The organism is Micrococcus sp. GPGPB33 (genome assembly GCF_037853785.1).
GTDB classification, from domain to species: domain Bacteria; phylum Actinomycetota; class Actinomycetes; order Actinomycetales; family Micrococcaceae; genus Micrococcus; species Micrococcus luteus.
Genome location: NZ_JAQMWO010000002.1, coordinates 2495081 through 2506436, shown reverse-complemented (window position 1 = coordinate 2506436; position 11356 = coordinate 2495081). Strand labels below are relative to the sequence as shown.

At 73.9% G+C, this 11356-nt stretch carries 9 protein-coding genes and 2 pseudogenes; all 11 read left to right on the top strand.

Features of this window, described 5'->3' with window-relative positions:
* Positions 1–5: 5 nt before the first annotated feature.
* The 11 genes and pseudogenes from POD19_RS13070 (at position 6) to miaA (ending at position 11351) form a co-directional block, all read left to right on the top strand.
* Positions 6–1523, top strand: a complete 1518-nt coding sequence (locus POD19_RS13070) for a DNA translocase FtsK 4TM domain-containing protein (RefSeq protein ID WP_445299762.1) — start codon at positions 6–8, stop codon at positions 1521–1523.
* A pseudogene (locus POD19_RS13065) lies at positions 1508–3214 on the top strand (DNA translocase FtsK); the annotation flags it as partial. The gene POD19_RS13070 and the pseudogene POD19_RS13065, both read left to right, overlap by 16 nt.
* Complete coding sequence (locus POD19_RS11855; protein ID WP_044658592.1) at positions 3211–3825, top strand: CDP-alcohol phosphatidyltransferase family protein; 615 nt, start codon at positions 3211–3213, stop codon at positions 3823–3825. The pseudogene POD19_RS13065 and the gene POD19_RS11855, both read left to right, overlap by 4 nt.
* Before the next feature lie 10 nt (positions 3826–3835).
* Positions 3836–4357: a CinA family protein gene (locus POD19_RS11850; protein WP_169577768.1), complete on the top strand. Its 522-nt coding sequence runs from the start codon at positions 3836–3838 to the stop codon at positions 4355–4357.
* Between the two features lie 80 nt (positions 4358–4437).
* Complete coding sequence (locus tag POD19_RS11845) at positions 4438–5721, top strand: hypothetical protein (protein WP_102708367.1); 1284 nt, start codon at positions 4438–4440, stop codon at positions 5719–5721.
* Positions 5722–5829: 108 nt separating this feature from the next.
* Complete coding sequence (locus tag POD19_RS11840; RefSeq protein ID WP_036315027.1) at positions 5830–6231, top strand: helix-turn-helix domain-containing protein; 402 nt, start codon at positions 5830–5832, stop codon at positions 6229–6231.
* Positions 6232–6329: 98 nt separating this feature from the next.
* Positions 6330–6548 (top strand): DUF3046 domain-containing protein, encoded by a 219-nt coding sequence (locus tag POD19_RS11835; protein WP_002856506.1) that lies wholly within the window; start codon positions 6330–6332, stop codon positions 6546–6548.
* Positions 6549–6758: 210 nt separating this feature from the next.
* Entirely contained in the window at positions 6759–7823 is a 1065-nt protein-coding gene (gene recA / locus POD19_RS11830) for a recombinase RecA (RefSeq protein ID WP_070708704.1), read from the top strand.
* Positions 7820–8827 carry a regulatory protein RecX gene (locus POD19_RS11825; protein WP_136939827.1) on the top strand — a complete coding sequence of 336 codons (1008 nt, stop codon included), beginning with the start codon at positions 7820–7822 and terminating at the stop codon, positions 8825–8827. Before recA ends, POD19_RS11825 begins: the two co-directional genes overlap by 4 nt.
* Before the next feature lie 39 nt (positions 8828–8866).
* Positions 8867–10413 (top strand): annotated as a pseudogene (gene miaB / locus POD19_RS11820) (tRNA (N6-isopentenyl adenosine(37)-C2)-methylthiotransferase MiaB).
* The gene (miaA, locus tag POD19_RS11815; protein WP_222959099.1) at positions 10413–11351 is read left to right on the top strand and encodes a tRNA (adenosine(37)-N6)-dimethylallyltransferase MiaA; all 939 of its coding nucleotides are present in this window, start codon (positions 10413–10415) and stop codon (positions 11349–11351) included. The pseudogene miaB and the gene miaA overlap by 1 nt, the downstream one beginning before the upstream one ends.
* Positions 11352–11356: the final 5 nt, after the last annotated feature.

Sequence of the window (11356 nt, the reverse complement as noted above, 5' to 3'; positions counted from 1 at the left end):
TCGCCATGCCTGCCGTGTCCGCGGTTCGCGGTAGTTTGGTGGGCATGGCGACCCGTACTTCCCCCACGCGTTCGTCGTCCTCCTCCGCCACGTCCCGCTCCGGCTCCGCCGGACGCCGAGGCTCCGGACGGAAGGGGTCGACCGCGACCGTCCCCGAGGCCGACCGGCCCGCCGCGCCCCTGCGCGCCCTGCACACCCTGTGGATGGGGCTGGCCACGCCGGTCGGCGCCGGCTTCCGCAAGCTCGGCCCGGACGTGCGCATCGACCGCGAGGAACGCCGTGACGGCACCGGCCTGGTCCTGCTGCTGCTCGCCGCGCTGATCGCGGCCGTGGAGTGGTGGGGCCTGCGCGGCACCGCCGTCGGCCGCGTGGTGCACGGGGTGGTGGGCGGCACCGTCGGGTGGTTCGCCCTCCTGGTGCCGATCGCCCTGCTCGTCGTGGCCGTGCGCTGCTTCCGCCACGCCACGGACCATCGCGCCAACGGGCGCATCATCATCGGCCTGCTCATGGCCACGGTCGCGGGCTCCGGCATCGCCCACCTCGTGGGCGGCGTGCCCTCGGCCGCCGACGCCTTCGAGGACATGCTCGGCGCCGGGGGCATGGTCGGCTACCTCGCGACGGCGCCGCTGGCCTCCCTGCTGACACCCGTGCCCGTCTGGGTCCTCATGATCCTGCTGGCCTTCTTCTCGGTGCTCGTGCTCACCGCGACGCCCGTCGGCTCGATCCCGCAGCGGATCGCGGGCGGCTACGACTGGCTCACGGGCCAGGACCCCGAGGGCGCCTCCGAACAGCGGGCCGCCCGCCGTGCCGAGCGGCGCCGGGCCCGTGAGGAGCGCCGCGAGGCCGAGGACCTCGCCGCCCCGCTCTCCGTGGACGCGGAGACCGGGCGCACCCACCCGGACCACGACCAGTCCTACCTGGACGGCCCGGCCGCCGGCGCCCACGCCGCCGGGGCCTCCCGCCCCGGCCTGTTCGCGCGCCTGTTCGGCGGGCGCCGGGCACGCGAGGAGCAGGCCGCCGACGCCGCCCCGGAGCACACCGCCAGCACCGCCTACGACTCCCCGGTGATCCACGAGGCCGAGGTCGGCTCCCACGCCGCCCCCGAGGCGGAGACCACCCAGGTCCTGCCCCGGCCCGCCCCCGGCGAGCCGCTCGCGGGGAGCAGGGCGTGTTCGACTCCGAGCAGGCCGCCGCGGACGCGCGGGACGCGGGCCGGGACGCCTCGGACGACTTCGACCCGTGGGTGGACGAGGACGACGCGCCCGAGGACGCGGACGCCGAGCCGCAGCCGCCCGCCGGAGTGCGCCGGCCCACGGCCGCGGACCGTGCCCTCGAGCAGGTCCGCGAGCACGCCCGCGCCCAGCGCGAGGCCGCCGCCCCGGCCGCCGCAGCCCCGGAGGAGGACGCGGGGGAGGACACCCCGTTCGCCCTGGACGACGCCCCACGTCAGGGCTCCGGGGCCGCCGCACCGTCGTCGTCCTCCGCCGTGCCCGCCAGCACCCCCGCGCCGGTGCCGCCGGTGACCGCCGAGCCGGCCCGCGGCACCCAGTCCGAGCTGGGCGGGGACGTGTCCTACACGCTGCCGCAGTCGGCCCTGCTCCCGGCCGGGCCCCAGCCGAAGGAGCGCTCCGAGGCCAACGACCGGGTCGTCGCCGCGCTGACCACCACGTTCACCGAGTTCAAGGTGGACGCCCAGGTCACCGGGTTCTCCCGCGGGCCGACGGTGACGCGCTACGAGGTCGAGGTCGCCCCCGGCACCAAGGTGGAGAAGGTGACGGCGCTGGAGAAGAACATCGCGTACGCGGTGGCCTCCTCGGACGTGCGGATCCTCAGCCCCATCCCGGGCAAGCGCGCGATCGGCATCGAGATCCCCAACACGGACAAGGAGGTCGTGGCCCTCGGCGACGTCCTGCGCTCGCAGGCCGCCCAGCGCACCGACCACCCGATGGTGATGGGCGTCGGCAAGGACGTGGAGGGCGGCTACGTGGTGGCCAACCTCGCGAAGATGCCCCACATGCTCGTGGCGGGCGCCACCGGCGCCGGCAAGTCCTCGTTCGTGAATTCGATGATCACCTCGATCCTCATGCGCTCCACCCCGGACGAGGTGCGCATGGTGATGGTGGACCCCAAGCGCGTCGAGCTCACCGCGTACGAGGGCGTGCCCCACCTGGTCACCCCGATCATCACGAGCCCGAAGAAGGCGGCCGAGGCGCTGCAGTGGGTCGTCAAGGAGATGGACACCCGCTACGACGACCTCGCGGCGTTCGGCTACAAGCACGTGGACGACTTCAACAAGGCCGTCCGGGCCGGCCAGGTGAAGCTGCCGCCGGACTCCAAGCGCGTGCTGCGCCCGTACCCGTACCTGCTGGTCATCGTGGATGAGCTCGCGGACCTGATGATGGTCGCCCCGCGCGACGTCGAGGACGCGATCGTGCGCATCACCCAGCTGGCCCGTGCGGCCGGCATCCACCTCGTGCTCGCCACGCAGCGGCCGTCCGTGGACGTGGTCACGGGCCTGATCAAGGCCAACGTGCCCTCGCGCATGGCGTTCGCGACGTCGTCGGTCACGGACTCCCGCGTGGTCCTGGACCAGCCCGGCGCGGAGAAGCTGCTCGGCCAGGGCGACGCCCTGTTCCTGCCGATGGGCAAGTCCAAGCCCATGCGCGTGCAGGGGGCGTGGGTCAACGAGTCCGAGATCCACGCCGTCGTGGAGCACGTGAAGTCGCAGATGCAGGTCCAGTACCGCGCGGACGTGATCCCCGAGAAGACCGAGAAGGTCATCGACGAGGACATCGGCGACGACCTGGACCTGCTCCTGCAGGCCGTCGAACTCGTGGTCACCACGCAGTTCGGCTCCACGTCCATGCTGCAGCGCAAGCTGCGGGTGGGCTTCGCGAAGGCCGGCCGCCTCATGGACCTCATGGAGTCCCGCGGCGTCGTGGGCCCCTCCGAGGGCTCCAAGGCCCGCGACGTGCTGGTCAAGCCCGACGACCTCGCGGACGTGCTCGCCACCATCTCCGGAGACACCCCGCCCTCGGCCACCTCCGGCGACGGCGACGCCTCGGCCGGAACCGGCGACGGCGACGCCTCGGCGTCGGCCGCTCCGCGCGACCTGGTGCAGGAGGACCTGGACTCGCGCCCGGCCGCCGTGGACTGGAACGACGAGGACGATGATGAGGGATCGGAGGACGCGTGGCAGCTGACGGGCAGATGAGCGCGGCGGGCGGGGCGCAGCGCGTGTCCGCCTGGAACCTGCCGAACATCCTGACCTCGGTGCGCATCCTGATGGTGCCCTTCTTCGCCTGGGCGCTGTGGGTCGGCGGGCCGTGGGGCGGTGACTCGCTCGTCGCCCGGTGGCTCGCGCTGGCGCTGTTCGCGGCGGCCATGTACACCGACAAGCTCGACGGGGACATCGCCCGCGCCCGCGGGTTGATCACCGACTTCGGCAAGATCGCGGACCCCATCGCGGACAAGCTGCTCACGGGCACGGCCCTCGTGCTGTTCTCCCTGCTGGGGGAGCTGTGGTGGTGGGTGACCATCGTGATCCTGGTGCGCGAATGGGGCATCACCCTGATGCGCTTCGTGGTGATCCGCTACGGCGTGATGCCGGCCGGCCGCGGCGGCAAGCTCAAGACCGTGCTGCAGACCGTGGGCATCGGCCTGCTGCTCCTGCCCTTGGCCCCGGTCGTGGGCGGCTGGTGGCCGTGGGCCGGCTGGGTGGTCATCGGGGCCGCCACCGTGCTGACGGTGCTGACCGGCCTGGAGTACGTCAAGGACGCGTGGGTCCTGCGGCGGGACGCCCTCGCCGCCCAGCGGGGGGCCTGAGGCGATGACCATGGCAGGCGCCCAGGACGTGGTGCACGCGCTCGCGCACGCGGGCCGCACGGTGGCGACGGGGGAGTCCCTCACCGCCGGCCTGCTGGCCGCGCGCCTGGCCGACGTCCCCGGGGCGTCGGCCGTGCTGCACGGTGGCGTGGTGGCCTACCAGAACGCCGTGAAGACCGGCCTGCTGGGTGTGCCCGAGGACCTGCTCACGCGGGTCGGGGCGGTGGACGCGGACGTGGCCCGACGGATGGCCCTCGGCGCCCGGGCGGCCCTGGGCGCCGACGTCGGCGTGGCCACCACGGGCGTCGCCGGGCCCGAGCCCCACCAGGGCCGGCCGGTGGGCACCGTGTGGCTCGGCCTGGCCGTGCCCGACGCGGACGCGAACGCGTTGGACGTGCTCGGCGGCGAGCGCGACGGCGCGGCCACCGCGATCCTCCTCCGGCTCGACGGCGACCGGGCCGCGATCCGGGAGGCCACCGTCGCCGCGGCGCTGCAGGCCCTGACGCACCTGCTCGCCGGCCCCGGCCACTGAGGCTGCATGGGGGCGCCGACCGACCCGCCTCGGCGCCCCGTCCCTGGTGCCGGCCCGCCCCGCCGCGTAGGTTCGGCGCGATGGAGACCGCATCGCCTCCCACCCCGCCCGAGCATGCACCGCAGGACGGCGACGACGCCCCGGGCCCCCGCGTCATCGGCCTCGTGGCCGACCCGGGCACCCCGTGGGCTCTCGTGCGCCGCATCGCCGGGGACGTCGAGGACCGGCTCGACGAACGCCTGCCGCAGCCCGGCGGCTGGCGGGTCGAGACGCGGCAGGAGTCGCTGCCGGTCGGTGCGACCGGGGGCATGGTCCTGGAGGAGCCGGTCCGCTCCCTCGCAGACGGGCAGGGATGGGACACGGTGGTCGCCGTCGTCGACCTGCCCCGGTTCGACGACCGGCGCGGCGTGGTGGCGGACGTCGTGCCGCAGCTGCGGGTCGGCGTCGTGTGCGTCCCGGCGCTGGGGGTCATCACCCCGGCCCGCCGGCTGCGGGAGACGGTGCTGCGGATCGTCGAGCACATCGACACCGCCCCCCACGTGGACCCGCCGGACGGGGAGCTGGACGTGCAGTCCTCCGACGAGTCCGGCGAGGTGGAGGAGGACGACGGCCCGTCCCCGACGGACGAGCCCCCCGAGCCCGACACGGCCGCACTGCGGGGCATCGCCCCCCTGGTCGACGTCGACGCGGACGTGACCACGACCACCCGGATGGGCGGCGGGTCCCGGCGCACGTCCACGGTGTACGTGAAGGGCTGGACGGGCACGCTGCGTCTGCTGGCCGGGATGGTGATGGCCAACCGGCCGCTGCTCATGCCGCGGGACATGACGTTCACGATCGCCTCGGCCAGCGCGGCCGGTGCCTACGGCGTGTTCTTCGGCTCCATCTGGGTGCTCTCCAGCGTGATGTCCCCGGTGCGGCTCGCGGCGGTCAGCGTGCTGTCCGTGGTGCTGCTGGTGGCGTGGCTGGTCACCACGAACGGCCTGTGGACGCACGGTGCGACCCACCGGCACAGCTCGCGGCTGGACAACCTCTCCACCGTGCTCACCGTCGGTCTGGCCTGCACCGTCGTCTACGTGCTGCTCTTCGTCACGCTGCTGCTGGTCGCGCTCATGATCATCCCCGTGGAGTATCTGGAGGAGGAGCTCGACCAGCCCGGCGGCGTGCGCGACTACGTGCGGCTCGTGTGGCTCGCGGCGTCGATGGGCACGATGGCCGGGGCCGTCGGCTCGAGCCTGGACGACTCCGACCGCATCCGGAACGCCACGTACTCCCTGCGGGAACGACATCGGCGCTCGGAGCGGCACGAGGGCGACGGGGCCGCCGAGGGCCCGACGGCGGAGGAGACCATGTCTCGGGAATGAACGCGACCCCGCCCGACGTTGAATGTAACGAGTCAAGAAGAGTGCCCCGGCGGGATCAGGCCCGCGGCCCGGCGCCCTTCAGGAAAAGTCCAGGAGCAGGCGATAGACATGATGCGACATCCCGTCCATTCCCACGGAATCACGCGCTGGGTCGATGACCAGCCCCGTCCCCGCGCGGCCGCCCCCGACATCAAGGAGCGCAGCATGCCCCTCCTCCGCCACGAGATCGGCGACGTCCTGCGCGACGTCCGGCAGCTCCAGGGCCGCACCCTGCGCGAGGTCTCGCACGACGCCCGTGTCTCGCTCGGCTACCTGTCGGAGGTGGAGCGCGGCCAGAAGGAGGCCTCCTCCGAGCTGCTGGCCTCGATCTGCCAGGCGCTGGACATCCCGCTGTCCTACCTGCTGCGGGAGGTCTCGGACCGGCTCGTGGAGCAGGAGGGCATGGTCGTCCCGGACACCCTGCCGGACGACCTCACGGACCCCAGCCTGGGCTCGCTGGCCGGCCGCTGACCCCGCCACACCCACGGCGCGGGCGCCCCGTCTCGGGGCGCCCGCGCCGTCTGCGTCCCCGTCCCTGACCCCGCGACCGACCACAGAGAGGACCGCCCGTGCGCGAGAGCGAGTTCCGCCGGCTGATGGACGAGGAGTTCGGCCCCGCCCGGGCCGGCCTCGTGGCCGACTCCCTGCACCTGCCCGGCCTGGACACCACCGCGACGGCGGCGCTCGCCGCCGGCGTGGACCCGCGGCGGGTCTGGCTGGCGGTCTGCGACCTGCATGAGATCCCCCAGGAGCGGCGTCTCGGTCGGGACGTGCCGCCGAAACGCTGACGCCGCGACGCGCTGGCGGGGCACTGCCCCTGTTCGAACACGTGTTCGAAGAATGCGGTAGAGTCCTGCACAGCAGTGCGACGGGGTGATCTCGTGCACAGGCGGGGCCGGCCACGCTTATCGTGTCCGCCGCCCCCCGTAGATTCACGGACATGACCGAGGCGGGCGCTCCAGCGTCCGCGGCAGCACCACCAGAGCTAGGGGTGAAGGATGAGCAAGGTGACGGATCGCGAGAAGGCCCTCGAGGCCGCTCTCGCCCAGATCGACAAGCAGTTCGGCAAGGGTTCCGTCATGCGGCTGGGGGACCAGACCCAGGCACCCGTCGAGGTCATCCCCACGGGCTCGGTGGCCATGGACGTGGCCCTGGGCATCGGCGGCCTGCCGCGCGGCCGCGTGGTGGAGATCTACGGCCCGGAGTCCTCGGGCAAGACCACCCTGGCCCTGCACGCGGTGGCCAACGCGCAGCGCAACGGCGGCATCGCGGCCTTCATCGACGCGGAGCACGCCCTGGACCCGGTCTACGCCCGCCAGCTCGGGGTGGACACGGACGCCCTGCTGGTCAGCCAGCCGGACACCGGCGAGCAGGCCCTGGAGATCATGGACATGCTCGTCTCCTCGGGCACCCTGGACATCGTCGTCATCGACTCCGTGGCCGCGCTGACCCCGCGCGCCGAGATCGAGGGCGAGATGGGCGACTCCCACGTCGGCCTGCAGGCCCGCCTCATGTCCCAGGCGCTGCGCAAGGTGACCGGCCGCCTGCACCAGACCAAGACCACGGCCATCTTCATCAACCAGCTGCGCGAGAAGATCGGCGTGTTCTTCGGCTCCCCGGAGACCACCACGGGCGGCAAGGCGCTCAAGTTCTATGCGTCCGTGCGCATCGACGTCCGCCGCATCGAGACCCTCAAGGAGGCCGGCAACCCCGTCGGCAACCGCACCCGCGTGAAGATCGTCAAGAACAAGATGGCCCCGCCCTTCAAGCAGGCCGAGTTCGACATCCTCTACGGGGTCGGCATCTCCCGCGAGGGCGGCCTGATCGACATGGGTGTCGAGGAGGGCATCGTCAAGAAGTCCGGCGCGTGGTTCACCTATGACGGGGACCAGCTCGGGCAGGGCAAGGAGAACGCCCGTCGCTTCCTCCGGGACAACCCGGACCTCGCCAACGAGATCGAGGAGCGCATCCTCACGAAGCTCGGCATCGGCGTGGCCCCGGAGGCCGAGGACGACGAGGCCCCGGCCCTGACCGCGGTTCCGGGGGACACCGCGGCCGGATGACCCGATCGCGCAGGAACGTCGGAGGCGGGGCCGCCCACCGGTCGGAGACGACCGGCCGGAGCGGCTCCGCCTCCGGTGCGTCCGCGTTCGACGACGCCCGGGACTCGGACGTGGGCCGGATGTGGCTCGACCTGGCCGGCGCACCGGAGCCGACGTCGTCCGACGCGGACGCCGCGCGGGACGCCGTGCCCGCGCGCGACGCCGGAACCCCCGCGGGGGACGGCTCGGATCCCGCCCCCGGCGCGGCACCGGATCTCGGGGCCCTGCTGACTCGCGCGAGCGATCTGCCCAGTCCCGCGCCCGGCGCCGGGCCCCGTGCGCTGCCCTGGTCCGGGCGCGAGGACACCCGGGCGGACATCGAGCGCCGGGGCCGGAAGCGGGCCACCACGCCCCCGCGGCGTGGCCGTCCTCGCGACGAGGGACGCCCGGCCGTGGATCCCCGCCCCGCCGTCGAGACCGACCGCCCCCGACGTCGCCCCGGCCCGGCGCCCCTGCCCACCGCACCGCGTGAGCGCGAGGAGGCCGCACGCGAGGTCGTCCTGCGCCAGCTCGCCCTGGGCCCCCGCTCCCGCGGCCAGCTCGAACGCAAGCTCGCCGAGCGCCAGGCCGAGCCCGAGCTGATCGAGCGCGTCCTCGACCGCTTCGAGGAGGTGCGCCTCGTGGATGACGCCGCCTTCGCCGAGGTCTGGGTCCGCAGCCGTCACCGAAGCAAGGGCCTGGCGCGCCGTGCCCTCGGGCACGAGCTCCAGCAGAAGGGCGTGGACCGGGAGATCGCCGCCGAGGCGCTCGAGGCCATCGACGGCGAGGACGAACGGGCCGCCGCCCTCGACCTCGTGCGCCGACGGCTGCGGGGCCGCACCGTCCCCGGCGGTGCCTCGCCGGAGGCCCGGGCCGAGCGGGACAAGGTGACCCGCCGCCTCGTCGGCATGCTGGGACGCAAGGGCTACGGCGGCGGCCTCGCGTTCGCCGTCGTGAAGGAGGTCCTCGCCGAGCACGAGGAGTGAGCGGACCCGGGCCGCGCCCGGAGTTCCTAGAATGGTGCGGTGACTCTGACGGACCCCACCCCCCGCACCACCCCGCTCGCGCAGGACGGCGCCGCCGCGCGCCCGCACGAGGGCCTGACCTATGAGGTCCGCACCTTCGGCTGCCAGATGAACGTGCACGACTCCGAGCGCATCTCCGGCCTGCTCGAGTCCACCGGCTACGCCCCGGTCGCCGAGGACGCCCAGGCCGACCTCGTGGTCTTCAACACGTGCGCGGTCCGCGAGAACGCGGACAACCGCCTGTACGGCAACCTCGGCAACCTGCGTGCGGTGAAGGACGCGCACCCGGGCATGCAGATCGCCGTCGGCGGGTGCCTCGCCCAGAAGGACCAGGCCGCCATCCAGCGCAGGGCCCCGTGGGTGGACGTCGTCTTCGGCACCCACAACATCGGCTCCCTGCCCGTGCTGCTGGAGCGCTCGCGCCACAACGCCGAGGCCGAGATCGAGATCCTCGAGTCGCTCGAGGTGTTCCCCTCCACCCTGCCCACCAAGCGCGACTCCACCCACTCCGGCTGGGTGTCCATCTCCGTGGGCTGCAACAACACGTGCACGTTCTGCATCGTCCCGTCGCTGCGCGGCAAGGAGAAGGACCGCCGCCCCGGGGAGATCCTCGCCGAGGTGCAGGCGCTCGTCGACGCCGGCGCCGTCGAGGTCACGCTGCTGGGCCAGAACGTGAACACCTACGGCGTCGAGTTCGGCGACCGCGGCGCGTTCGCCAAGCTGCTGCGCGCGTGCGGGGAGATCGAGGGCCTCGAACGCGTCCGCTTCACCAGCCCCCACCCGGCCGCGTTCACGGACGACGTCATCGACGCGATGGCCGAGACCCCCAACGTCATGCCGCAGCTGCACATGCCCCTGCAGTCGGGCTCGGACAAGGTGCTCAAGGACATGCGCCGCTCCTACCGGTCCGCGAAGTTCCTGCGGATCCTGGAGAAGGTGCGCGAGCGCATCCCGCACGCCGCCATCACCACGGACATCATCGTCGGCTTCCCCGGGGAGACCGAGGAGGACTTCGCCGAGACGATGCGCGTGGTCGAGGCCTCCCGCTTCTCCTCCGCGTTCACCTTCCAGTACTCCATCCGCCCCGGGACCCCCGCCGGGGAGATGGACCACCAGGTGCCCAAGGCCGTCGTCCAGGAGCGCTTCGAGCGCCTCGTGGCCCTGCAGGACCGGATCTCGGCCGAGGAGATGGCCACGCTCGTCGGCACCCGCCAGGAGCTGCTCGTCACCGCCGACTCCGGCTCCAAGGCCGCGGAGCGCGGCCGCCTGTCCGGGCGCGCACCCGACAACCGGCTCGTGCACTTCTCCGTGCCCGCCGGCGCCGAGACCCCCGCCCCGGCGACTTCGTCACCGTGACGGTCACCGAGGCCCACCCGTTCTTCGCCGTCGCCGACCCGACCGCACAGGACTACGTCCTGCGCCGCTCCCGCGCCGGCGATGCGTGGGACCGCGCCCAGGCCGAATCGTGCGGCGCGCCGGCCCCCGGCACGGCGGGCGGCTCCGGTGCCACGAGCCTCGGCATGCCGACCCTGCGCCCGCGGTCCTGATGCCCGCCGCCGCGGCCCGGCCGCCCGTCGTCGCCGTCGTCGGGGCGACGGCGACGGGCAAGTCCGCCCTCGCCGTCGCCCTGGCGCACGCGCTGGACGGCGAGGTGGTCAACGGGGACGCCCTGCAGTTCTACCGGGGGATGGACGTGGGCACGGCGAAGGTCACCCCGGCTGAACGCGAGGGCGTCCCGCACCATCTGCTGGACGTGCTCGACGTCGGCCAGGAGGCCTCGGTGGCGGCCTTCCAGTCCGCGGCCCGCGACCTGTTCGACCAGATCCGCGCGCGGGGTCGGACCCCGATCCTCGTGGGCGGCTCCGGGCTGTACGTGCGGGCGGCGCTGGACGTGCTCGACTTCCCGCCCACGGACCCGGCGCTGCGGACCGAGCTGGAGGCGCGCGCGCAGCGGGAGGGCCTGGCCGGGCTGAGGGCCGAGCTGGCCGCCCTGGACCCGGTCTCGGCGGAGCGGCTGCAGGACGCTCGCCGCATCGTGCGCGCGCTGGAGGTGTGCCGGCTGACGGGCCGTCCGTTCTCCGCGTTCATGCCGGAGCGCACGTACGCCCCGGAGGTCGCCCCCGTGGTGCAGCTCGGCCTGCGCCTGGACCGGGCCGAGCTGCACCAGCGGATCGCGGCCCGGGTGGAGCGCATGCTGGCCGAGGGTCTGCTGGACGAGGTCCGCCGCCTCGACGTCCCCGGGCCGGACGGGCTGCGGCAGGGACCGACCGCGTCCCGCGCGATCGGCTACGCCCAGATGCTCGCCGTCCTCGACGGCGAGCTCACCGAGGCGGAGGCGGCCGAGCAGACCGTCGTGGCCACGCGCCGGTTCGCCCGACGCCAGGAGACCTGGTTCCGGGCCGACCCACGCGTCGTCTGGCTCGACGCGCAGGGCGAGGACATCGTGGCGGAGGCGCTCGCCGTCGTCGCCGGGGACGCCACCTAGACTGG